Below are 23,383 nucleotides of genomic sequence, written 5' to 3'. Positions count from 1 at the left end.
CACTCCGCGGGCAGGGCGTTCAGGAAGCGTAATCGCTACGGGGCATGTCGAGGCCCCCCGGTGCGACTTCCACTCTCTGTCCGGGTTGTCCGCACGGGGCGTGACGCAGCTGATCAGGGCTGCTCGGCAAGGCGCTCGACGAGCGCGAGGGAGTGGGCGTTGGCCGCGGCCACGATGGCGCGGGCCGCCTCGGCGTCGCGGCGGGCGAGGGCGTCGACCAGCTCGGTGTGGCCGGCCCACAGGTGGTGGCGCACGTCGGGGAGGCGGCGCAGGTGCTGCACCGCGCAGACCCAGGACTGGACCCGCAGGCGGTGCAGGAAGTCGGCCAGGTAGGGGTTGCCGAACAGGCCGCTCAGCTCGCGCCAGAAGCGCAGGTCGTAGCCGATCAGCACGCTGAGGTCACCGGCCGCCGCGGCCCGCTGGGCCTCCTCGCCGCGCCGGCGCACCGCCGCCAGGGCCGCCGCCGTCCGCGGGTCCTCCGGGGCGGTGAAGGCCGGGTGGGTGGTGAGGGCCTGGAACATGCCGTCGGTGACCAGGCTGCGGGCCTCGATCATGCCCCGGTAGTCGGCCGGCGAGTACTCGGGGACGCGGAAGCCGCGGTGCTGGTCGGCCTCCAGGATGCCCTGCGCGGACAGGTCGACCAGTGCCTCGCGGACCGGGGTCGCCGAGACGCCGTACTGGTCGGCGATCTCCTTGACCGTGAACGCCCGGCCCGGCTGCAGCCGCCCCGCCAGCACCTCGTCACGCAGCGCGTCCGCGATCTGCTGGCGCAGGGTGCTGCGCGTCACGGCGCCGTTGCCGGGCATCGTCCGGGCCTCTCCTCACGCGTATGGGTGACGTACTCGTAGGTGCTCGTCATCTCTTACGAGCACGTCACCTTACGCGTTCGGATCGGCCAGGCGGCAGCTGCCGTTCGGTTACGCCGTGTACTCGTCGGCGACGCTCAGCGCCGCGTCCAGGGCCGCGAGGCCCTCCTTCAGCTCGGCCTCGGAGACGTTGCAGGGCGGGACGATGTGGGTCCGGTTCATGTTGATGAAGGGCCACAGTCCGTGCTGCTTGGCGGCGGCGCCGAACGCGGCCATGGGGGCGTTCGCCTCGCCGGCCGCGTTGTAGGGCACCAGCGGCTCCCGGGTCTCCCGGTTCTTCACCAGGTCCAGCGCCCAGAACATGCCGACGCCACGGACCTCGCCGACGCTCGGGTGCCGCTCGGCCAGCTCGGCCAGGGCGGGTCCGACGACGCTCGCGCCGAGCCGCTTGGCGTTCTCGACGACGCCCTCCTCCGCCATCACGTTGATCGTGGCGACGGCGGCGGCGCAGGCCAGCGGGTGCCCGGAGTAGGTGAGACCGCCCGGGTAGGGCCGCTTGCCGAAGGTCTCGGCGATCTTCTCGGAGATGGCCACACCGCCGAGGGGCACGTAACCCGAGTTCACACCCTTGGCGAAGGTCATCAGGTCCGGCACGACACCGGACAGGTCCGCGGCGAACCACTCACCGGTCCGCCCGAACCCGGCCATGACCTCGTCCAGGATGAACACGATCCCGTACTTGTCACAGATCTCCCGGACCCCGGCCAGGTAGCCGGGCGGCGGGACCATGATCCCGGCGGTGCCGGGCACGGTCTCCAGGACGATCGCCGCGACCGTCCCCGGCCCCTCGAAGGCGATCGTCGTCTCCAGGTGCTCCAGCGCCCGCGCGGTCTCCTGCTCCTCGGTCTCCGAGTAGAAGCGGGAGCGGTAGAGGAAGGGCGCCCAGAAGTGGACGACACCGGCACTGGCGCTGTCGGAGGCCCAGCGGCGCGGGTCACCGGTGACGTTGATCGCCTGCTGGGTGCCGCCGTGGTACGAGCGGTACGCCGAGAGCACCTTCGCGCGGCCCGTGTGCAGCCGGGACATGCGAATGGCGTGCTCTATGGCGTCCGCGCCGCCGTTGGTGAAGAAGATCTTGTCCAGGTCGCCGGGGGTCCGCTCGGCGATCAGCCGGGCCGCCTCCGAGCGCGCCTCGACGGCGAACGCGGGTGCGAACGTCGTCATCTTCGCCGCCTGCTCCTGGATCGCGGCGACGACCTTGGGGTGCTGGTAGCCGATGTTGGTGAAGACGAGTCCGCTGGTGAAGTCCAGGTAGCGCCTGCCGTCGTAGTCCCAGAAGTAGGACCCCTCGGCGCCGGCGACGGCGAGCGGGTCGATGAGGTCCTGGGCGGACCAGGAGTGGAAGACATGCGCACGGTCCGCGGCCTTCACCGCGGCGCCGGCTTCGGGGCTGAGCTGAGGGGTCATGCGGGCGAGCGTAAATGTCCGGGATGCGGACGCGACATCGGCGTCCTGTTCCGTGGGCGGGGCTTTTCCGCGACAGGTTGTCGACGTGCGACGGCACCGCCGTTACGGAACCGTAGACCCAGGTCCGCGCGGCCCCCCGTGCGGCCGCACTATTCTCGGTCCGTTGCAGACCTATGGGGGGAAGGCGGCGCGGGAATGGACAAGCTGGGACCGGGGGATCCGCAGCGGATCGGGGCGTACCGGCTGCTCGCGCGGCTCGGCGCGGGCGGAATGGGGCATGTGTACCTGGCCCGGTCCGACCGGGGCCGTACGGTCGCCGTGAAGCTGGTGCGCGAGGAGCTGGCCGAGCAGGAGGAGTTCCGGGCGCGGTTCCGGCAGGAGGTGACGGCCGCGCGGCGGGTCGGCGGGCACTGGACCGCGCCCGTGCTGGACGCGGACACCGAGGCCGCGGTGCCCTGGGTGGCCACCGGGTACGTCGCCGGGCCCAGCCTGCAGCAGGTCGTCTCACGCGAGCACGGGGCGCTGCCCGAGCGGTCGGTACGGATCCTCGCGGCGGGGCTCGCGCACGCGCTCAAGGACATCCACGCGGCCGGGATCGTGCACCGGGATCTGAAGCCGTCCAACGTGCTCGTCACCATCGACGGGCCGAGGGTGATCGACTTCGGGATCGCGCGGGCGATGGAGACCATGGCGGGGGACGGGCTGACCCGTACCGGGTCGCTGGTCGGGTCGCCCGGGTTCATGGCGCCCGAGCAGGTGCGGGGGGACCGGATCACGCCCGCGTGCGACGTCTTCTGCCTGGGGTCCGTGCTCGCCTACGCCGCCACCGGTGTGCTGCCCTTCGGGGGTGCCAACAGCGGGGTGCACGCCCTGATGTTCCGGATCGCCCAGGAGGAGCCGGATCTGGAGGGGGTCCCGGAGGGGATCGCGGATCTGGTGCGGGACTGTCTGAAGAAGGATCCCGCTGCCCGGCCTTCGCTGGATCGCATTCTGGAGCGGACGGGGGCGGAGGACACGGTGTCCGGGGGGCGGTCCCGGGATCCCTGGCTGCCGGGGGCGTTGGTGGCGCAGCTGGGGCGGCATGCGGTGCAGCTGCTGGACGCGGAGGATCCGTCGCCGAGCACCCGGCCTCCGGCCGGGCCCGCGTCCCCGCCCGCACCGCCCGTGCAGCAGCCGTCGGCGGGTGCGGGCGGCCCCGGCGGGGCGGACTCGCCGTCGGCAGGTGCGGGTGCGCCGGGAGGGCCGGGTGCGGTTGCGGGAGTGCCTGCTCCTGCCTGGGTGCAGCAGCAGGGGGGCGGCGGGTCGCCCGAGCACTCTTCCGCCGCTGATGACGTTTCCGCGGCGCCCCCGGCCAAGGGGAGCGGTGCGGCCGTCAACCATCTTCCGACCCTGGTTTCCGGGCCGACCCCGCCGCCCGCACCGCCTCCCGCCGTTCCCGGCTACGGTGCGGCGGCCGGGCCGTACGCCTCGCCGGGGCAGTACGGGTATCCGCAGCAGCCCCAGCAGCATCCTCAGCCCCAGGCCCCCGTCTACGGCTACCCGCAGCAGCCGTACAACCCCTACGGCGGTGGCGGGCTCGGTGCCACCCCGCCCTACGGGCCGCCGCCGGTCGGGGTTCCGCAGGAGCCCGAGCGGCGCAACGGGCGGTCCACCGCGTTGCTCGTCGTGATCGCGCTGGTCGTGGCGCTCGGCGCGGGCGGGTCGGTGTACGCGCTGATGAACCATGGCGGGGACGACGGCAAGGCCGGGGGGACGGTCAGTCCTGCGCCCACCGTCACCACCACCGCGCCGGGCGGTACCTCGCCGGCGCCCACCCCCACGACCTCGGCGCCGTCCTCCTCCGCGCCCGCGGACGGGGCGATCCCGGCCGGTTACCTCGGCACCTGGCAGACCACGATCGACAACGCCAGTGGCACCAACACCCGTCAACTGACCATCCAGCAGGGGAAGGTGGGGGACACCGTCCTCACGCTCGTCGCGGACGGACCCACCGCGGGCGGCGGCACGTACCACTGCGTGTTCGAGGCGGAGCTCAGCGAACAGCCCGGCGGCAACGGTCCGTTGGAGATCGGGCCGTCGAGCGTCAGCTCCGGTGAGCCGCTGTCCTCCTGCTCGCCGGGCGAGGCCACCGAGATCACGCTGCTGCCGGACGGGCGGCTGAAGCGGGTGAAGAAGAGCGGCGGGGAGAGCCTGACGTACACCAAGCAGTGAGGCGAACTCACCTTCCTGCTACGGCTGTTGCACGTTGGGCGAACTCCGTCCCGCCAGGGGGAACGGCCAGAACGTCATCCGCACGCACGGCCACGTGCTGGACCCCGGCGGGCATGAAGCTGTGCGCCCAGCCGGCTGAAGGGGAGGGTGCCTATCGGGGCTCCGGCGGACGCTGCCTCGGCATGTTCGGGCGCGTCCCGTTCGCCGGCGGCAGCGGAAACCGTCCCACGGGGCTGCCCGGATCCACCCGGGCCCCGGACGCCACCGCCGCCTGGATGCCCAGCGGGGCCGAACCCGTGCGGAACTCCACCATCCAGTCGGCCGTCTCCGTGCGCACCAGCTCCATCACGTCCTCGGAGAACCGCCGCAGTACCGCCAGGCACCGCTCGGCGGCCTCGCCGGCCGTCCCCTCCGCCGGCCCCAGGACCTCCCGCACGCTCTCCGACGCCCAGTCGAACTGCAACACCTGCAACCGCCGCTGCACAGCCTGAGCGGTCGCCACGTCCCTTATCCAGCCCGACGTGACCCCGAAGAACCGGTCGACCGCGACACACGCCACCGAGAGCATCAGCGCCAGATACCCCCAGGGCGCCACCCCGCCGACCACCCCGGTCAGGTCCAGCAACGGCAGCGCGGCCCCGCACACCGCCCCCGCCGCCGCCCCGGCCCGCAGCGCCCGTGCCCCGCGTCGCTTCCACACCCGGTCCGCGAGATACCAGGACGCCGTCTGCAGTGCTCCCCGCTCCACCCACCGGTACAGCTCGTCGAGTCGCTCGGCGGGCTCCCCCCAGTCCCCGAGCGGGAACGACCGCCCGGTCAGATCGCCCGGCCGCGGCCCGGCCGCACCCTCGCCCCACCCGTCCTGAGGCGGACCCTCGGGCTGCATCTCCGGCTGAGCCACCCGGCACTCCCTACTGAACACGACACTGGAACAGGGCCCGTCACATTGCGTGACATTGCATGCCGACGCGCGCCATCCTTCCTACCGCCCAATGGGTGGCGAGGACGGAGCTTTCCCCTCTTTTCCGCCCGGAAGAGCGCCTTGATCAGGTATAGGTCTGCCTCTGCTCTCACTCGAAAGAGTGGCGGGGCGATGGCCGCGCAGACCACGTAGGCTCGTGCACAACGGAGAAACGACGCCGCAGGCGACGAACGAGGAACCAGGAGCTGATCGTGATCCCCGGTGGTGGCCAGCCCAACATGCAGCAGTTGCTCCAGCAGGCCCAGAAGATGCAGCAGGACCTGCAGCGGGCGCAGGAGGAACTGGCGAACACGGAGGTCGACGGGCAGGCCGGCGGCGGGCTGGTACGGGCCACCGTCACCGGTTCCGGCGAGCTGCGCGGCCTGAAGATCGACCCGAAGGCGGTGGACCCGGAGGACACCGAGACCCTCGCCGACCTGATCGTGGCGGCCGTCCAGGCGGCCAACGAGAACGCGCAGACGCTCCAGCAGCAGAAGCTGGGCCCCCTGGCGCAGGGCCTGGGCGGCGGCAGCGGCATCCCCGGTCTGCCCTTCTAAGACGGGGCGCGGCCAACTACCGTACGCACTGAAAGACTCCAGGAAGGGCAGTCCGTTGTACGAAGGCGTGGTTCAGGACCTCATCGACGAGCTGGGTCGGCTGCCCGGCGTCGGTCCCAAGAGCGCGCAGCGGATCGCCTTCCACATCCTGCAGGCGGAGCCGACGGACGTCCGTCGGCTCGCCCAGGCCCTCCTCGAGGTGAAGGCGAAGGTCCGCTTCTGCGCGACCTGCGGCAACGTGGCGCAGGAGGAGCTGTGCAACATCTGCCGTGATCCTCGCCGCGACCCCTCGGTCATCTGTGTCGTGGAGGAGCCCAAGGACGTCGTCGCCATCGAGCGCACCCGCGAGTTCCGCGGCCGCTACCACGTGCTCGGCGGCGCGATCAGCCCGATCGAGGGCGTCGGCCCCGACGACCTGCGTATACGAGAACTTCTCGCGCGGTTGGCCGACGGGACGGTCACGGAGCTGATCCTGGCCACGGACCCGAATCTGGAAGGCGAGGCCACGGCCACGTATCTCGCCCGCATGATCAAGCCCATGGGCCTCAAGGTCACCCGCCTGGCCAGCGGCCTCCCGGTGGGTGGCGACCTGGAATACGCGGACGAGGTCACCCTCGGCCGCGCCTTCGAGGGGAGACGACTCCTAGATGTCTGACGCCACGCTGCACGCGACCGGCCGGAACCCGGACGACTTCGCGGTCCAGATCGCGGACCAGATCGAGAGCTTCCTGGTGGCCGTCACAGAGGTGGCGAAGGGCGACGAACCCGACTCGGCCGTCCCCTTCCTGCTTCTGGAGGTCTCCCAGCTCCTCCTGGCCGGCGGCCGCCTCGGCGCGCACGAGGACATCGTCCCCGACGAGCGCTACGAGCCCGACCTCGGCCCCGAGCAGGACGTGGACATACTGCGCGAGAACCTGGCCCGGCTCCTCGACCCCATCGACGTCTACTCCGAGGTCTTCGACCCCTACGAGCCCCGGACGGCCCCCGTCCCGGCCCGTATCTCCGACGACCTCGCCGACGTCGTCACCGACCTCCGCCACGGCATGGCCCACTACCGCTCGGGCCGCACCACGGAGGCCCTGTGGTGGTGGCAGTTCTCCTACTTCTCGAACTGGGGCGGCACCGCCTCCGCCACGCTCCGCGCCCTCCAGTCCCTGGTGGCGCACGTCCGCCTCAACCAGCCCCTGGAAGAGCTCGACGGCCTCGACACCGACCAGGCGGCCATGGGCGACGAGACCCTGGAGTTCGAGGCGGGCAGGGTCATGGCGGAGGAGATCGGCGGTCCCCTGGGGATGCGCCCGGCCAAGTAGCGCGCCCGGACCCGCTCACAGCCCCCACAGGCCCTTCGCCAGGGTCGTCGCCCCGCCCGCGAGCGCGAGCAGCAGCACCAGCAGCCGCGCCCGTGGTTCGGGGACCCGTCCGGCGAGCGCCCGGCCGAGCAGCGCCCCCGTGGTCATCGCGGCCACGGCGGCGACCCACTGGGCCGTCCCCAGCCGGGGCGTCCCGTTGGCGGCCACGGAGAAGGCGTTGACCAGGACGCCGTAGAACTGCGCGTTGGGCACGAACTCCCGTACGGTCCAGCCCGCGTTGACCGCGTAGAGGGAGACGGGCGGCCCGCCGACGCCGGCCGCCGAGTTCATGAAGCCGCCCACCGCGCCGGCCGCGACCGCACCCCGCGTGCCCCGCAGCATCGGCACCCGGGCGCCCCGCAGGACCAGCAGGACGGCACACGTGACCAGGCCGCCCATGACCAACAGCAGGACCGGCTCGGGCAGTTGACGGGTCAGCCAGACTCCCGCCGGCACCGTGCACGCCGCGGCGACGCACAACGGCACCATCGCCCGCGGCCGCACCCGCCGCCATCCTCCGGCGAGGCCCACCACGCTGATGGCGCCGGCGGCGCAGTTGGCGAGCGTGACCCCGTCGCCCGCCCCGAGCAGCAGCACCAGCCCGGGGACGGCGACCAGCGCGAACCCCATCCCGGTGATCCACTGCACGGTCGAGCCGAGCAGCACGATCGCGGCGAGCAGCAGGTCGCTTGTCACGGTTCGGCAGTCTCCTGCCGCCGCCCGGGTGTGATCAAGGGGTCGGCGCGGACGGGCGGCACTCTCCCCTGGTGCTTGAAAGTTAAATCATGCGGTCACTGTGAGCCGGGGCACGTTCCGCGTGGCGTGTCGTGCGCTGGGCAGGTTCCGGTCGCGAGCGCGTCGATCTCCCACCGTCCGACGTCTCACCATGCGGGAGCAGGACGGTGGAATTCGGACGCTCGTTAGACTGAGCCGACACAAACGAACCGAGCGAGGAGCGCACGTGGGCCTTGTCGTGCAGAAGTACGGAGGCTCCTCCGTAGCCGATGCCGAAGGCATCAAGCGCGTCGCCAAGCGGATCGTGGAAGCGAAGAAGAACGGCAACCAGGTGGTTGTCGTCGTTTCCGCGATGGGCGACACGACGGACGAGCTGATCGATCTCGCCGAGCAGGTTTCTCCGATGCCTGCCGGACGCGAATTCGACATGCTGCTGACCGCCGGAGAGCGTATCTCCATGGCCCTGCTGGCCATGGCGATCAAAAACCTGGGCCACGAGGCCCAGTCGTTCACCGGCAGCCAGGCAGGCGTCATCACCGACTCGGTCCACAACAAAGCCCGGATCATCGACGTCACGCCCGGCCGCATCAGGGACTCCCTGGACAAGGGCAACATCGCGATCGTCGCCGGGTTCCAGGGCGTCAGCCAGGACAAGAAGGACATCACCACGCTGGGCCGCGGTGGGTCCGACACCACGGCCGTGGCGCTGGCCGCCGCGCTCGACGCCGAGGTCTGCGAGATCTACACCGACGTCGACGGTGTGTTCACCGCCGACCCGCGTGTGGTGAAGAAGGCGAAGAAGATCGACTGGATCTCCTTCGAGGACATGCTGGAGCTCGCGGCCTCCGGCTCCAAGGTGCTGCTCCACCGCTGTGTGGAGTACGCCCGCCGTTACAACATCCCGATCCACGTCCGCTCCTCCTTCAGCGGGTTGCAGGGCACGTGGGTCAGCAGTGAGCCGATTGGGGACAAGAAGGTGGAGCAGGCCATCATCTCCGGTGTCGCGCACGACACCTCCGAGGCCAAGATCACGGTCGTCGGTGTGCCGGACAAGCCGGGTGAGGCTGCCGCGATCTTCCGGACCATCGCCGATGCCGAGATCAACATCGACATGGTCGTGCAGAACGTGTCGGCGGCCTCCACGGGGCTGACCGACATCTCCTTCACGCTGCCGAAGACCGAGGGCCGCAAGGCCATCGACGCGCTGGAGCGCAACCGCGCGGGCATCGGCTTCGACTCGCTGCGCTACGACGACCAGATCGGCAAGATCTCCCTCGTCGGCGCCGGCATGAAGACCAACCCGGGCGTCACGGCCTCCTTCTTCGAGGCGCTGAGCAACGCCGGCGTGAACATCGAGCTGATCTCGACCTCGGAGATCCGTATCTCGGTCGTCACCCGTGCCGACGACGTGCCGGAGGCCGTGCGCGCCGTGCACACCGCCTTCGGTCTCGACTCCGACACCGACGAGGCCGTCGTCTACGGAGGCACGGGCCGGTAATGGCGCCGACCGGAAAGCCGACGCTCGCGGTCGTGGGTGCGACCGGAGCCGTCGGCGCGGTCATGCTCCAGATCCTGTCCCAGCGCGCGGACGTCTGGGGCGAGATCCGTCTGATCGCCTCCCCGCGCTCGGCCGGCCGCAAGCTGGCCGTGCGCGGGGAGGAGATCGAGGTGGCGGCCCTGACGGAGGACGCCTTCGACGGGGTCGACATCGCCATGTTCGACGTGCCCGACGAGATCTCCGCCGAGTGGGCGCCGATCGCCGCCGCGCGCGGTGCGGTCGTCGTCGACAACTCCGGCGCCTTCCGGATGGACCCGGACGTGCCCCTCGTCGTCCCCGAGGTCAATCCGCACGCGGTGCGCAGCCGGCCGCGCGGGATCGTCGCCAACCCCAACTGCACGACCCTGTCGATGATCGTCGCCCTGGGCGCGCTGCACGCCGAGTTCGGGCTGCGCGAGCTGGTGGTGTCGTCGTACCAGGCGGTGAGCGGGGCGGGGCGGGCCGGGGTGGAGACGCTGCGGGCCCAGCTGTCCATGGTCGCCGGGACCGAGCTGGGGACCAAGCCCGGTGACGTACGGCGGGCCGTCGGGGACGACACCGGGCCCTTCCCGGAGCCGGTCGCGCTGAACGTCGTCCCGTGGGCCGGGTCGCTGAGGGAGGACGGCTGGTCGTCGGAGGAGATGAAGGTGCGGGACGAGTCCCGCAAGATCCTCGGACTGCCGCAGCTGCCGGTCGCCGTGACCTGTGTCCGGGTGCCGGTGGTCACCACGCACTCGCTCACCGTCCACGCCCGCTTCCAGGGCGAGGTGACCGTCGACGGCGCTCGCGAGATCCTCGCCACCGCGCCCGGCGTCGTGCTCTACGACGACCCCGCCGCCGGTGAGTTCCCCACCCCCGCCGACGTGGTGGGCACCGACCCGACCTGGGTCGGGCGGGTCCGCCGGGCCCTCGACGACCCGACCGCGCTCGAACTCTTCGTCTGCGGCGACAACCTGCGCAAGGGTGCCGCGCTCAACACCGCGCAGATCGCCGAGCTGGTCGCCGCGGAATTCAGGGGAGAGACACCCGCTCGCGGATAAGACGTTTGTAGTATCCACGTAAGAATGTGGCGGGGAGCATGGTCCAGAACGCTTGATCCGCGCTCCCCGGCGACAGAGGATTTTCCTCCCCGCTCCTCGCAACCATGCGAAGGGCGGGGAGCGTCTTTGCGGTCACCTTTGCGGGGCGTGGGACGTGAGGATCCTGGCGTGGGGACGCCGTGATCGGGGCGTGGGGACGCCCGTTCAAATGGGATATAGGGGAAGAGCGGGACGCATGACGGCACTTGGGACACCGTCGGTTGTCGGACATGTGACGCCCGGCACGTACAACCCTGGCGGGGGGAGACGTGTCCAACAGGCGTGGCAGAGGTACTCGAACTCAGTGCGGCCCGCGGCTCCGCTGCGCTCCGGCCGCCCCGCGCTGCGCTCCGGCCGCGCATTCCCGGCGGCATGCCGGTGATCGCGCCCATGCCCGCAGCGCGGCCCGCCCGCATACCCAGTCAGCGTGACGGCTCCGACGACACGGCGGCCGACACCGCGACCGCGGACGCCGCGGTCGCCGGCACGACCGTCGACCACCTCACCGAGACCTACCGGGCGCACTACCGCTCCCTGCTGGGCCTCGCCGCGCTCCTCCTCGACGACACCGCCTCCTGCGAGGACGTCGTGCAGGAGGCCTTCATCCGCGTCCACTCGGCCCGCAAGCGCGTCCGCGACCCCGAGAAGACGCTGGCCTACCTGCGGCAGACGGTCGTCAACCTGTCCCGCTCCGCCCTGCGCCGGCGCATCCTCGGCCTGAAGCTCCTCTCCAAGCCGATGCCGGACATGGCGAGCGCGGAGGAGGGTGCCTACGACTCGCTGGAGCGGCGCGACCTCATCAAGGCGATGAAGGGCCTGCAGCGCCGCCAGCGCGAGGTCCTCGTCCTGCGCTACTTCGCGGACATGACGGAGGCCCAGGTCGCCGAGACGCTCGGCATCTCCCTGGGCTCGGTGAAGGCGTACGGCTCGCGGGGCATCGCCGCGCTGCGGGTGGCCATGGAGACACCGGCATGAGCGAGCACACCGAAGGGGGCGATTCCCATGAAGGTCCTTCCCGCGAAGGCCGCTCCGAGGGACGCCATGAGCCCTACGGGCACGAACCCACGAAGCACCACGAGCAAGAGCACACGCAATCGCACGCTGGGAACGGAACTGTGAACCACGGCCCCGACGAAAAGGGCCCCGAGGGGCTCGGCCCGGGCCCGGACGGGCTCGGCCCGGACGACCTGGACCTGCGCCGGCTGCTGCACTCCGCGGTCGACGACCTGGAGCCGCGCACCGGCACGCTGGACCACCTGCGCAAGGCGGTGCCCGCCCGGCGCGCCCGCAAGCGCCAGGCCGCCGTCGGCATGGCGGCCGCCGCACTGTTCGTGGGCACGGCGATCCCCGCGCTGATCCACGTCTCGAACTCCGCCGGCACCGACCCCAACACCGCCATGGCCGGGCAGACCTCCCAGGCCCAGGGCGGCGCCACCCAGGGCAAGGACCCGGACGGCGGCTCCAGCAGCGTCGGCGGCTCCCACGACCGGCCCCCCGGGCACGGCAAGGACACCAGCAAGGGCGGTGAGCCGGGCAGGACCGGCGGCAACGGCACCGGCTCGACCACCGGCGCCAACCCGTCCGCCACCCTCGCCACGGGCACCCCGGTGTGCACGGCTGCCCAGCTCGGCTCCGCCACCCAGACCGTGGACGCCCCCGACTCCGCGGGCGTCGTCTACGGCACCTTCCGGGTCACCAACATCTCCACCGCCGGCTGCACCGTCGGCGGCCCGGGCTCGATCGGCGTCTCGGCGCAAGGGGCCGCGGATCCCGCCAAGATCCTCAGCGCCCGGCATGTGGCCGGGGACGCGGCGGCCGCCCTGCCCGACCCCTCCCTGGAGGTCGCGGCGCTGGTCCTGCAGCCGGGTGCGGCCTACGAGGAGAAGTTCGCCTTCGTGCCCTCCGAGACCTGTCCCACCACCGGCGGCTCGGACACCACCGGCGGCTCGGACACCGGGGGTCCCTCGCCCGACCCGACGCCCACCCAGGACGCCGGCGCCACCGGGAGCACGGACACCGGCGCCACGTCCTCCGGCACCACCACCCAGCTCGGCACCGAGGACGGCACCACGGCCGACGGCAGCGTCCTGGTCACCCACACCGCGCAGGGGGGCTCGCCCACCATCGCGGCGACCGTGCCGAACGCGTGCGCCGGGACGGTGTACTACACCGAGGTGCTCGCGGGCGCGTAGCCAGGAGCCGTGGTCCGGGCCTGTGGCCGCGGGCCGTGGTCCGGATCCGTGACCGCGGGCCGCGGTCAGACGGTGGCGGCCGGGGCGGAGGTGTCCTCCGACTCCTCCGGCTCCTCCGGCACCAGGCCGAGCGCCGCGTCCCGCTGGAACTCCACTTCGCGGCGCAGCAGCCGGAACCACATGAAGACCACGAAGCCCGCGAAGACGAACCACTCGCCGGTGTAGCCGAGGTTCTGGAACGCCTTCAGATCGAGACCGGTGCCGGCCGGCGCGGTCGCGGGCACGGCCTTCATCCCCGCGTCGGCCTTGTCGAGGGTGACCCAGGCGTCGTAGAGCTTGTCCGGCACCAGGTTCACCAGTGAGGCCGCGCTGATGGCCGCCGTCTGCCCGGCGGGCAGCCCGCCCTGGGCGCTGACCCCGTTGTCCCCCGGGGTCTCGGAGGCCTGCAGCGCGCCGGTGACGGTGACGTCGCCGGCCGGCGCGGCCGGGGCCTTCGCCGGATCCGCCCTGCCGGGCAGCCAGCCCCGCACCACGGGCAGCGTCCGGCCGGAGTCGGTGCGCAGCAGCGTCAGCACGTAGAAGCCCTGCTTGCCGTCCAGCTCCCGGCCCGGCACCAGCAGCTGCTTGCCGTACCGGCCGCTCGCGGTGGCCCGGCGTCCCGAGGTGCTCTGGTCGACGGGCAGCAGCTCGGCCAGCGGGCGCGCCGCCTCGTGTCTGCCGGAGGCGGCCTGCTCGGTCGCGGCGCGGTGGTCCTGCACCCGCCCCTCGAACCGGCTCAGCTGCCACGACCCCATGAACACGCAGAACGGGATGGCGAGCAGCACGAAGACGTTGATGCCCCACCAGCGGGGTGTCAGCAGAAACCGGTACACGCTTTAACGGTACGGGGCCGCGGTGGAGGGCCGGGGCCGGGGGTCCGGCCACGGCCCGCATTCCGCGGCGTCCTCACCTGACCTCAGGGGCAACCGGACCCGCTGGCGGGGTTGGTGCAGGTGTTGTGGCCCGCGCCGCCGTCGTTGGTGTTGGTCCCGGTTCCTCCGTCGAGGTGGTCGTTGCCGTTGTTGCCCTGAAGGGTGTCGTTGCCGTTGCCGCCGTTGATGGTGTCGTTGCCGTCGTCGCCGATCAGAGCGTCGTCGTTGTCGTCACCGTTGATGGTGTCGTTGCCGGTGCCGCCTTCGACGCGGTCGTTGCCGGCGTTGCCACTGAGCTTGTCGTTGCCCGGGCCGCCGCAGATGAGGTCGTTGCCGCCGGCGCCGTTGACGGTGTCGTTCCCGGCCAGGGCGAAGATCACGTCGTTGCCCGCGGTGCCGGTGATGTTGTCGTTGCCGTTCGTGCCGGTGATCGTGGGCGTGGCGGTCGCGCAGCTGGCCGGCGGCGGCGGAGCCGTGGCCAGCAGCACCGACACGTTGTCGCCGAACAGGTTCGCGGTGGCGAGGTCGGGGCGGCCGTCGCCGTTGAAGTCGCCCGTCGCCACCGCATGCGGGCCGTCACCGGTGCCGTAGTTCTGGGCCGTGGCGAAGGTGCCGTTGCCGTTGTTCAGCAGTACCGACAGGTTGTCGTCGTTCTGGTTCGTGACGGCGAGGTCGCGGTTGCCGTCGCCGTCGAAGTCGCCCACCGCCACCGATTGGGGTGCACCGCCGACGCTGTAGTTCACCGCTGTGGCGAAGGTGCCGTTGCCGTTGTTCAGCAGCACCGACGCATTGCCGCTGGCGAGGTTCGCGGTGGCGAGGTCGGGCGCGTTGTCGCCGTTGAAGTCGCCCACCGCCACCGACGTGGGGGCGTCACCGGCGCCGTAGTCCACCGCTGTGGCGAAGGTGCCGTTGCCGTTGTTCAGCAGCACCGACACGTTGTCGCTTGCCTGGTTCGCGGTGGCGAGGTCGGGCGCGTTGTCGCCGTTGAAGTCGCCCACTGCCACCGAGATCGGGGCGTCACCGGCGCCGTAGCTCACCGGCGTGGCGAAGGTGCCGTTGCCGGTGCCGAGCAGCACCGACACGGTGTCGGGGGAAACGTTTGTGACGGCGAGGTCGGGCACGTTGTCGCCGTTGAAGTCACCCACCGCCATCCCCTGGGGCGCGTCGCCGGCGGCGGAGTTCACCGGCGTGCCGAAGGTGCCGTCGCCGTTGCCGAGCAGCACCGACACGTTGTCGTCGTTGAAGTTCGTGGTGGCGAGGTCGGGCACGCTGTCGCCGTTGAAGTCACCCACCACCACCGTCGCCGGGCCGTCGCCGACGTTGTAGTTCACCGCTGTGGCGAAGGTGCCGCTCCCGCTGTTCAGCAGCACCGACACGTTGTCGCCAATGGCGTTCGCGACAGCGAGGTCGGGGCGGCTGTCGCCGTTGAAGTCGCCCACCGCCACCGAGAACGGCCCGTCGCCGGCGCCGTAGTTCACGGCCGGGTCGAAGAGGCCCTGGGCGTGAGCCGAGGGAGCCATGACCATGGCGGCGGACAGCACCACTCCGGTCATGCCCGACAGCACCCGCGCCCGCCGACGGGCCGTCGGCCAGGCAGCCCGCATCCGGGACACCAGTCCCCTCGCCCCTCCAGAACAGCGCGACACAGACGTCATGCGACACCCTTTCAATAAAATGTCCTCACAAAGCAGACAGTGATGTCACACCCTGTCACCGCCTCACCCGTGCATACCTTCATGCGCACCGCGCCCGGCCCGGCTACCACCCGGAAGGCCTCAGAGCCCCCTTCGGCGGACCCGTGGCCTGCGGTCGGTCAGAGTTATCCACAGGCTGGGTACACCCGGCAGCGCATGGTGGGCGGGGCCAGGCAATATGGGCGCATGACTGGGGCCATGAGTGACAGCAGGACGCCGGACACACCGGACATGCCGGACTGGGAGAAGCGCTTCCGGGCGCCGCGGGTCTCGCTGCCCGACTGGGCGGAGGACGCGCCGGACCGCTCCCTGTTCGTGTCGAACGCGACGGGCACGTACGAGCTGTACGCCTGGGACCGGGCGACGGGCGAGCAGCGCCAGGCGACGGACCGGCCGAACGGCACGACGGACGGCGTGCTCTCCCCGGACGGCGCGTGGATCTGGTGGTTCGACGACAAGGACGGCGACGAGTTCGGCATCTGGCGCCGCCAGCCCTTCGCGGGCGGGGCGGACGAGGCCGCCGTGCCCGGTCTGGAGCCGTCCTACCCGGCCGGCCTGGGCCTCGCCCGTGACGGCCGCACGGCGGTGGTGGGCCGCTCGACGGACGAGGACGGCACGACCGTCCACCTCGCACGCGAGGGCGAGGACCCGGTCGAGATCTACCGGCACCGCGAGTCGGCGGGCGTCGGCGACCTCTCCTACGACGGCTCCCTGATCGCGATCGAGCACACCGAGCACGGCGACGCCATGCACGCGGCCCTGCGTGTGCTGCGCCCGGACGGCACGACGGTCGCCGAGCTGGACGACACCAAGGGCGGCACCGAGGAGCTGGGCCTGGAGATCCTCGGCTTCGCACCCGTGGACGGCGACACCCGCCTCCTCATCGGCCACCAGCGCCGCGGCCGCTGGGAGCCGCTGGTGTGGAACGTGGCGACGGGCGAGGAGAGCGACCTCGCCCTCGACCTGCCCGGCGACGTCGCCGCCGAGTGGTACCCGGACGGCAGCGCCCTGCTCATCGCGCACAGCTTCGAGGCCCGCAGCGAGCTGTTCCGCTACGACCCGGCGGCGCGCGAGCTGACCCGCATCCCCACCCCGCCCGGCACGGTCTCCGGGGCGACCGCCCGCCCCGACGGCAGCGTGGAGTACCTGTGGTCGTCGGCCGCCCGGCCGCCCGCGGTCCGCTCCACCACCGGCGAGGTCGTCCTGGACCCGCCCGGCATGAAGTGCCCGCCGTCCGTGCCGGTCGAGGACGTGTGGGTGGAGGGCCCCGGCGGCCGCATCCACGCCCTGATCCAGAAGCCCGCCGGTGCCACCGGCCCCCTCCCCACGGTCGTAGACCTGCACGGCGGCCCGACCTGGCACGACAGCGACTCCTTCGCCGCCGGCCCGGCCGCCTGGGTGGACCGGGGCTACGCGGTGATCCGCGTCAACTACCGAGGCTCCACCGGATACGGCCGCGCCTGGACGGACGCCCTGAAGCACCGGGTCGGCCTGATCGAGCTGGAGGACGTGGCCGCCGTCCGCGAGTGGGCGGTCGGCTCCGGCCTCGCCGACCCCGGGCGGATGGTCCTCACCGGCGGCTCCTGGGGCGGCTACCTCACCCTGCTCGGCGTCGGCACCCAGCCGGAGGCGTGGGCGGTGGGCATCGCGGTCGTGCCGGTCGCGGACTACGTCACCGCGTACCACGACGAGATGGAGTCCCTGAAGGCCATGGACCGCACGCTGCTGGGCGGCACCCCGGAGGAGGTCCCGGAGCGCTTCGAGGCATCCTCGCCGCTCACCTACGTCGACCAGGTAAAGGCGCCGGTCTACATCTCCGCGGGCGTCAACGACCCCCGCTGCCCGATCCGCCAGATCGACAACTACGTCAAGCGCCTGGAGGCCCGCGGCGCGGTCCACGAGGTGTACCGCTACGACGCCGGGCACGGCTCACTGGTGGTGGACGAGCGGATCAAGCAGCTGAGACTGGAGATGGAGTTCGCGGGCAGGCACCTGGCAGGAGAGTGAGCCGAGCCGGCGGGCGTCGCGCGAGTGCGGGACGCCCGCCGGAGGGTACGGCCGGCCGGTGTTGCCGGTCAGCCCGTGCAGCCGGGTACGGCTCCCGTCGGGCGGCAGTTGTCGGGTGTGTTGCCGGTGACGCCGGTGGCGGCGAGGGAGACCTGGCTGCCGGAGCCTTCGAAGATGCCGCCGCCGGATCCGGCGGTGTTGCCGGTCACCTGGCTGGCCGCCAGCGTCGCGACGGCCGGCGCCGTGGTGACGAGGCCGCCGCCGTCGGCGCCGGCCGTGTTGCCCGTGATCCGGGAGTAGTTGACGCTCAACGAGGCGCCGGCGTGGCTGATGCCACCGCCGCTGCCGGTCGCCCGGTTCCCGCTGACCACGGCGTTGCTCAGGGCGGCGGAGGCACCGCTGCGGAGGCGGATGCCACCGCCGGATCCGGCGTTGCTGTCCCGGACACTGCCGCTGTTCACCGCGAGGGTGCTGCCGGCACCGGTGACCAGGACGCCGCCGCCCTGGTCACCGGGCACGTTCCCGAAGCGGACGTGGACGGCGTTCAGGGTCAGGTCGCCGCCGGACTCGACCGTGAAGAGCCGGAAATCGGGCGTGCCCGCCGCCGTGGAGCGGGCGATGGTCGTGCTGTACCCGCTGATGGTGAAGGAGCCGGTGACGGGGGGCAGGCCATTGCTCGACCCCACGCTGGTGGCGACGGTGTAGGTGCAGAACGGCGCCAGCGTGATGTTGTCGTCGGTCGTGTTGGACTGGGTGATCGCGTTCCGGAGAGCGGTGACGTTCCCGCAGGGCACGAAGGTCACCGCGTGTGCAGGGGCGAGCGGCAGCACGGCAAGGCTCAGGCCGAGCGCCGCCGTGGCACCCAGGGTCGTCGGACGGTACATGCTCTTCCTCGTCATGGAGGACCTCTCCTCGGTTCGGGTGGGCCGCCCGCGATGTCTGCGCGCCGCGCTTCCGGTTCGCGTGCGGACGAGTCCGCCCGAGGACGGCGAGGACGACGGTCACAGGGCCCTCGAAGCGGCGCTACCAGCCAACGGCGCAGTCAAGGCGACGCGCCAAGCGGACTGGTCCGACCAGGCCCCGAATCCACCCGTCCGGCCGCTTCGAGAGCACCCGCGGCGACCCGCGGGACCTCTGCTCAGCCCAGCTCGGCCAGGCCCCGCCGGGTGGCGGCGACCACCACCCGGTCCCCCTTGCGCAGCACGTAGTCGCCGGGAACGTCGGCGCGGCCCTCCAACGCCAGCGCCCGGAACGCCCCCGCCCGGAACGCCTGCGCCATGCTCCGCCCCTCCAGCTCCGGGTGCCCGGCCACCTCGACCGCGGCGATCAGCAGCACCCGTCGCTCCACCGGAATCGACCCCAGCACCTGCCGGCCGAGCATCGCCCCGGCGAACGCGGGGGCGGCCAGATGCGACACGCTCCGGCTGCGCGTGGACGCCTGCGGATGGGCGGCCCGCAGCGTCCGGTACACCGCGGTCGCGAAGTCGTCGTCGTACAGCCGCAGCACCACCCGCAGATCCGGCCGTACGGACCGCGCGTACAGCACGGCCTCCAGATTCGTCGTGTCCGCGCTGGTCACCGAGAGCAGCGCATGCGCCCGGTGGATCTTCGCGGCCTCCAGCACCCCCTCCTGGGTGACATCCCCCAGCACCACCGGCACCCGCAGCCGCCGCGCGGTCGCGAGCCCCCGCGCCTCCGGGTCGGACTCCACGCACACCACGGGAATGTGCAGCTCCCGCAGCCGGGTCAGCACCCGTGTACCGATCTTCCCGAGGCCCAGCAGCACCACGTGCCCGCCGAGCCCGCGCGGCGGCTTGCGCAGCGCGGACGCGGTCCGGAAGGTGCCCAGCGCCTCGAGCACCGCCGCCAGCAGCACCGGCAGCAGCAGCAACCCGACCAGTCCGGAAAGGAGTTGGAGGATCTGCCGCCCGAGGGGCGCGCCGAGCGCCGGATCGTCGATCGCGAACAGGTCCAGCAGCGTCAGGTAGAAGGCCCGCAGCGGATGGATCCCGGTGACCACCCACAGCGCGACCGCGAGCGCGACCACACACCCCACGAGCCCGGCCAGCGACCACCGCAGCCGCCGTGAGAACAGGGAGGCGAGCGGTGGTACGACCCCCATTCCGCGCCTCGCCGCGGCGGCCTCGGGGCCGCCGAAGGAGGACACCTGCTCCAGCACCACGGCGGCCCGCCCGGCGGCCTGCCGCACCTCCTCGTCGTCCGGCAGCAGCACGGGCTCCTGCTCCCTGCCGCCGTCGGGCCCGTCCGCCCCGGCGGGATCCGTGCCGGGCGCCGAGAGCAGGGCCAGGGTGCACAGCCCCGGAGCGGCGGTCCGCCCGTCCCCGGACGGCACCCGCTCCACGGCCCGCAGCAGCAGACTCTCGGTCTGTACGACCTTGGTCGTGCCGGCGACGGCGGCCGCGGCCAGCGCGGGTGCGGCGGTGTCGGCGTCGGACAGCACGGTCGTGGACGCCTCCGCGCCGTCGGCGGCCGCCGTGCCGGACGCCAACGCGGCGGCCTGGTCCAGGAGTTCCTCGATGTGCTGGCCCAGCCGGCGGTTGTACAGCCGCAGCACGAGCCGCAGGCGCGGGTTGAGCCGACGGGCGGTCAGCGCGGCCCGGATGTTGGTCTCGTCGTCGTCATGGACGAGCGCCAGCGCGGCGGCCCGCTCCACACCGGCCTCGGCGAGCACCGCCTCGGTCAGCTCGAAGGCCTCCAACACCCGCTCGCCGTCGGCCCGGTGGGCGTTGCCGCCGTTGCCGCCGCTTCCTGTCGTCCCGTTGCCGCCGTTGCCGCCGCCCAGTCCGACGGCGGCGCTGACCACGCGGTCGAGCAGCGCCGCCGAGGCTGCCCGGGCCCGCCCCACCACCGGGGGCCGTGCCATGCGCTCGTTCGGCGGCACCACGAGGGTGACCTGCTCGCCGTGGACCCCGCGCAACTCGGCCGCCAGCCGGTGCGCGAGCCCGTCGTCACCGCAGACCACCATGTGCGCCGCCGGGGCGCCGGACCCACCTTGATACGGAACGCTCGCCACGAGGGAAAAGACTGCCCCAAGGAGACAGGTGGTTCCAGCAACGAGGTGAACACCCGTACCCGCCATCGCGTATTGATGGGGAGGGAGAGGCAGCGCACAGCCGGAGGTACTCGCCCGTGGCCATCACCGAAGACGCGCCGCCCGGCGCCACCGAACGCGACCCGGCGCGCCCGTCCGGCGATCGGCAGGGCAAGCGGCAGGGCGAACGGCCGGACCGGGAAGGCCGGAAGGGGCGGGAGGGCCGGGCAAGTCAGGACGGCCAGGAGGGCCGGCGTCTCAGCTCTCCGCTGATCCTCACCATGACCCTGCTGCTGGCGGTGCTCGCCCAGTCCTCGATCCGCGGGGTGCTCGGCACCCCGCTGATGCAGAGCTGGATGACGGTGTTCGTGGCCGTGACGGTCCAGGCGCTGCCCTTCCTCGTCCTCGGGGTCCTCCTCTCGGCGGCGATCGCGGTCTTCGTACCCCCGTCCTTCTTCGCCCGCGCCCTGCCGAGCCGGCCCGCGCTGGCCGTACCGGTCGCCGGGCTGGCGGGCGCGGTGCTGCCGGGCTGCGAGTGCGCCTCGGTCCCGGTCGCGGGTGCGCTGGTCCGCCGGGGCGTGACCCCAGCGGCCGCGCTGGCCTTCCTCCTCTCGGCCCCCGCGATCAACCCGATCGTCCTGACCGCCACGGCCGTCGCCTTCCCGCGCAACCCGGAGATGGTCCTGGCCCGGTTCCTCGCCAGCCTCCTGGTGGCCTGCGCGATGGGCTGGCTGTGGCAGCGCCTGGGCCGCACGGACTGGCTGCGCCCGCCGGCCCACGGCGCGCACGAGGGCGCGACCAAGGGCGAGACGTTCTGGAACTCGGTCCGGCACGACACCGTGCACGCGGGCGGCTTCCTGGTCCTCGGCGCGATGGCCGCGGCCACGCTGAAGGCGGCGACCCCGGCGACCTGGCTGCGCACGGCGGCCGACAACCCCCTGGTCTCCGTTCTCGCCCTCGCCGTACTGGCCGTACTCCTGTCCATCTGCTCGGAGGCGGACGCGTTCGTCGCCGCCTCCCTCACCCAGTTCTCCATGACGGCCAAGCTGGTGTTCCTGGTGGTGGGCCCGATGATCGACCTCAAGCTCTTCGCGATGCAGGCGGGCACCTTCGGCCGTGCCTTCGCACTGCGCTTCGCCCCCGCCACGTTCGCGCTGGCGGTCGCGGGCGCCGTGGTGACCGGGACGGTGCTGCTGTGAACCGCCAGGCCCAAGCGGCAGTGTTGTTCCTGCTGGGCGCCGCCCTCCTGCACGCGGGCGCCACCGATCTCTACCTGCGCTACGTCAAGGCGGGCCTGCAGCCGATGCTGCTGGCCTCGGGCGCGGTCCTGATCGCGGCGGCGCTGGCGACGGCGTGGTACGAGCGGCGGCGGAACAAGGCGGCGAAGGCCACCGACCACGCCGACCACACCGACCACGCGCACCCGGAGCCCCGCATCTCCTGGCTCCTCGTGCTCCCCCTGCTCGCCCTCATCCTCGTCGCGCCGCCGGCCCTGGGCTCCTACAGCGCCCTGCGCACCGGCACCGCGCTGCAACAGCCGTACGGCTACGGCAAGTTGCCCGCCGGTGACCCGATCCCGCTCAGCGTGGTCGACTACGCGTCCCGCGCGGCCTACGGCCACGGGCGCTCCCTGAACGGCCGCCCGGTCCGGGTCACCGGCTTCCTGGCCCTGGACCACTCCGGCGCGCCCTATCTCGTCCGGATGGCCCTCAACTGCTGTGCGGCGGACGCCCAGCCGGTGAAGATCGCCCTCACCGGCAAGCTGCCCCCGGTCCTGCAACCGGACGCCTGGCTGGAGGTCACCGGCACCTACACCGCGGGGCTGACCCACGACCCCGTCAACAACGGCCCGATCCCGTACCTGTCGGTCACCTCGGCGAAGCCGGTGCCGACACCGCAGGATCCGTACGACGAGACCTGGAACAACTGACGGGCCGGGCGGTCAGCCCAGGCACACCACGAGCAGGCAGAGCTGGGCCGGGGAGGTCGCGGCCGGCGAGGGGCTCGCGGGTGACGCTCCCGAGTCCGTGCCGCTGCCGGCCGAGGGCGCGGGAGCGGGGGTGGCCGGCTGCTGCGGGGCGACCGTGCCGGTGCCGGAGTTGCCGCTGCCGGCGGCCGGGGCGGTGGTCTGCAGGTGTGCGGCCGGGGTCCGGGCCGGCACGGGAGCGGCCGCGGCGTCCGGGTGGGTGTCCGCCGCGGTCCGCGGTACGGCGGCGACGGTCTGCCGGTGCGGGGCGGCGCCCGCGGGCTGCTGGGCGCGGGCCGGGGCCGTGCTGCGCGGGGACCGGTGGTGGACGGGCGGCTCCTGCACCGGAGGAGTCCCGGTGCCGGTCTCCCCGTCGGTGGCGCCCATGGGCCGGTTGTCCGGGGCCGAGGCCGCCTGGGCCCGGTCGGGGGACTGGCGGTCCATCGAGGCCAGGGTGAGCCCGCCGCCGACCAGGGCGACGGCCGACGCGACCGCGGCCCGGCGCTTGTTCTTCTTCCACCGGGTCAGCTGGCGGCGCCGGGCGGCCCGCCCCTGCGCGGCGGCGGGTGCGTCCGCCACGTCGCCGGACGCGGCCTCGTCCGCCGCGGACGGCGTGGGCCCGGCAGGGAGATCGTCGTCGTACCAGGCGGCGGAGGGGGCGGCCGCTCGCGCCGCGGGGACGGCCATCGGCGTGTGCGGGGCTATGTCCGGGGCGTAGGCGCCGCAGCCGGGACACACCAGGGCGCCGTTCAGATGCCGACGGCACGAGGAGCAGTAGTCCATGTGAGGTCTTTCCGATTCGACGCGTTCGCACGTAGGAGCGAGCGGCAACGCTAACGAGGGTTTCGGAAGAGGGTGT

Annotated in this window: 20 protein-coding genes; 11 read left to right on the top strand and 9 right to left on the bottom strand. The window is 72.6% G+C overall.

Annotation, left to right across the window (positions count from 1 at the left end):
* Nucleotides 1-113 precede the first annotated feature (113 nt).
* The gene (locus tag AC07DS_RS41355) at nucleotides 114-806 is read right to left on the bottom strand and encodes a GntR family transcriptional regulator (RefSeq protein ID WP_145886276.1); all 693 of its coding nucleotides are present in this window, start codon (nucleotides 804-806) and stop codon (nucleotides 114-116) included.
* Between the two features lie 111 nt (nucleotides 807-917).
* Complete coding sequence (locus tag AC07DS_RS41350) at nucleotides 918-2,273, bottom strand: aminotransferase class III-fold pyridoxal phosphate-dependent enzyme (RefSeq protein ID WP_479153891.1); 1,356 nt, start codon at nucleotides 2,271-2,273, stop codon at nucleotides 918-920.
* A gap of 195 nt (nucleotides 2,274-2,468) precedes the next feature.
* On the opposite strand from AC07DS_RS41350, the gene AC07DS_RS41345 reads away from it, so the two are divergent.
* Nucleotides 2,469-4,484: a serine/threonine-protein kinase gene (locus tag AC07DS_RS41345; protein ID WP_479153890.1), complete on the top strand. Its 2,016-nt coding sequence runs from the start codon at nucleotides 2,469-2,471 to the stop codon at nucleotides 4,482-4,484.
* Between the two features lie 151 nt (nucleotides 4,485-4,635).
* On the opposite strand, the gene AC07DS_RS41340 is transcribed toward AC07DS_RS41345, so the two are convergent.
* On the bottom strand, nucleotides 4,636-5,385 hold the full coding sequence (locus AC07DS_RS41340; protein ID WP_479153889.1) for an SLATT domain-containing protein: 750 nt from the start codon (nucleotides 5,383-5,385) through the stop codon (nucleotides 4,636-4,638).
* Nucleotides 5,386-5,657: 272 nt separating this feature from the next.
* Here AC07DS_RS41340 and AC07DS_RS41335 point away from each other — a divergent pair, with 272 nt between their 5' ends.
* The 3 genes from AC07DS_RS41335 to AC07DS_RS41325 are packed head-to-tail and all read left to right on the top strand — an operon-like array spanning nucleotide 5,658 to nucleotide 7,312.
* The gene (locus AC07DS_RS41335; protein WP_145886284.1) at nucleotides 5,658-6,002 is read left to right on the top strand and encodes a YbaB/EbfC family nucleoid-associated protein; all 345 of its coding nucleotides are present in this window, start codon (nucleotides 5,658-5,660) and stop codon (nucleotides 6,000-6,002) included.
* 55 nt (nucleotides 6,003-6,057) lie between these two features.
* A complete protein-coding gene (recR, locus tag AC07DS_RS41330; protein ID WP_053664569.1) occupies nucleotides 6,058-6,657 on the top strand; it encodes a recombination mediator RecR in 600 nt (199 codons plus the stop codon).
* Entirely contained in the window at nucleotides 6,650-7,312 is a 663-nt protein-coding gene (locus AC07DS_RS41325; RefSeq protein ID WP_479153888.1) for a DUF5063 domain-containing protein, read from the top strand. The genes recR and AC07DS_RS41325 overlap by 8 nt, the downstream gene beginning before the upstream one ends.
* 15 nt (nucleotides 7,313-7,327) lie before the next feature.
* Here the strand turns inward: AC07DS_RS41325 and AC07DS_RS41320 are convergent, their stop codons facing one another.
* The gene (locus AC07DS_RS41320) at nucleotides 7,328-8,047 is read right to left on the bottom strand and encodes a TSUP family transporter (RefSeq protein WP_479153887.1); all 720 of its coding nucleotides are present in this window, start codon (nucleotides 8,045-8,047) and stop codon (nucleotides 7,328-7,330) included.
* A 265-nt stretch (nucleotides 8,048-8,312) separates the two neighbouring features.
* On the opposite strand from AC07DS_RS41320, the gene AC07DS_RS41315 reads away from it, so the two are divergent.
* The 4 genes from AC07DS_RS41315 to AC07DS_RS41300 all read left to right on the top strand — a co-directional run bounded on the left by AC07DS_RS41315 (nucleotide 8,313) and on the right by AC07DS_RS41300 (nucleotide 12,894).
* Entirely contained in the window at nucleotides 8,313-9,584 is a 1,272-nt protein-coding gene (locus AC07DS_RS41315) for an aspartate kinase (RefSeq protein ID WP_145886290.1), read from the top strand.
* Nucleotides 9,584-10,663: an aspartate-semialdehyde dehydrogenase gene (locus AC07DS_RS41310; RefSeq protein WP_479153886.1), complete on the top strand. Its 1,080-nt coding sequence runs from the start codon at nucleotides 9,584-9,586 to the stop codon at nucleotides 10,661-10,663. The genes AC07DS_RS41315 and AC07DS_RS41310 overlap by 1 nt, the downstream gene beginning before the upstream one ends.
* A gap of 321 nt (nucleotides 10,664-10,984) precedes the next feature.
* On the top strand, nucleotides 10,985-11,677 hold the full coding sequence (locus AC07DS_RS41305; protein ID WP_479153885.1) for a SigE family RNA polymerase sigma factor: 693 nt from the start codon (nucleotides 10,985-10,987) through the stop codon (nucleotides 11,675-11,677).
* A 140-nt stretch (nucleotides 11,678-11,817) separates the two neighbouring features.
* Nucleotides 11,818-12,894 (top strand): hypothetical protein, encoded by a 1,077-nt coding sequence (locus AC07DS_RS41300; protein WP_479153884.1) that lies wholly within the window; start codon nucleotides 11,818-11,820, stop codon nucleotides 12,892-12,894.
* Between the two features lie 65 nt (nucleotides 12,895-12,959).
* Here the strand turns inward: AC07DS_RS41300 and AC07DS_RS41295 are convergent, their stop codons facing one another.
* Both AC07DS_RS41295 and AC07DS_RS41290 read right to left on the bottom strand, forming a co-directional pair.
* Complete coding sequence (locus AC07DS_RS41295) at nucleotides 12,960-13,766, bottom strand: SURF1 family protein (protein WP_479153883.1); 807 nt, start codon at nucleotides 13,764-13,766, stop codon at nucleotides 12,960-12,962.
* Nucleotides 13,767-13,849: 83 nt separating this feature from the next.
* Nucleotides 13,850-15,409, bottom strand: a complete 1,560-nt coding sequence (locus tag AC07DS_RS41290; RefSeq protein WP_479153882.1) for an FG-GAP-like repeat-containing protein — start codon at nucleotides 15,407-15,409, stop codon at nucleotides 13,850-13,852.
* A gap of 288 nt (nucleotides 15,410-15,697) precedes the next feature.
* Here AC07DS_RS41290 and AC07DS_RS41285 point away from each other — a divergent pair, with 288 nt between their 5' ends.
* Nucleotides 15,698-17,506 (top strand): S9 family peptidase, encoded by a 1,809-nt coding sequence (locus tag AC07DS_RS41285; protein ID WP_479153881.1) that lies wholly within the window; start codon nucleotides 15,698-15,700, stop codon nucleotides 17,504-17,506.
* Nucleotides 17,507-17,574: 68 nt separating this feature from the next.
* Here AC07DS_RS41285 and AC07DS_RS41280 read toward each other — a convergent pair whose 3' ends face one another.
* Nucleotides 17,575-18,405 (bottom strand): hypothetical protein, encoded by an 831-nt coding sequence (locus AC07DS_RS41280; RefSeq protein WP_479153880.1) that lies wholly within the window; start codon nucleotides 18,403-18,405, stop codon nucleotides 17,575-17,577.
* A gap of 239 nt (nucleotides 18,406-18,644) precedes the next feature.
* Nucleotides 18,645-20,492 (bottom strand): NAD-binding protein, encoded by a 1,848-nt coding sequence (locus tag AC07DS_RS41275; protein ID WP_479153928.1) that lies wholly within the window; start codon nucleotides 20,490-20,492, stop codon nucleotides 18,645-18,647.
* Between the two features lie 164 nt (nucleotides 20,493-20,656).
* Here AC07DS_RS41275 and AC07DS_RS41270 point away from each other — a divergent pair, with 164 nt between their 5' ends.
* Together AC07DS_RS41270 and AC07DS_RS41265 are read left to right on the top strand one after the other, a co-directional pair.
* Complete coding sequence (locus AC07DS_RS41270; RefSeq protein ID WP_479153879.1) at nucleotides 20,657-21,757, top strand: permease; 1,101 nt, start codon at nucleotides 20,657-20,659, stop codon at nucleotides 21,755-21,757.
* Nucleotides 21,754-22,488, top strand: a complete 735-nt coding sequence (locus AC07DS_RS41265; RefSeq protein WP_479153878.1) for a TIGR03943 family putative permease subunit — start codon at nucleotides 21,754-21,756, stop codon at nucleotides 22,486-22,488. The genes AC07DS_RS41270 and AC07DS_RS41265 overlap by 4 nt, the downstream gene beginning before the upstream one ends.
* 12 nt (nucleotides 22,489-22,500) lie before the next feature.
* On the opposite strand, the gene AC07DS_RS41260 is transcribed toward AC07DS_RS41265, so the two are convergent.
* Nucleotides 22,501-23,307: an SCO2400 family protein gene (locus AC07DS_RS41260; RefSeq protein ID WP_479153877.1), complete on the bottom strand. Its 807-nt coding sequence runs from the start codon at nucleotides 23,305-23,307 to the stop codon at nucleotides 22,501-22,503.
* Nucleotides 23,308-23,383: the final 76 nt, after the last annotated feature.

This window comes from Streptomyces sp. NPDC044064, assembly GCF_056434245.1.
Note: the sequence above shows the minus strand (reverse complement) of the source record. Positions and strands in the feature narration are given on the sequence as shown.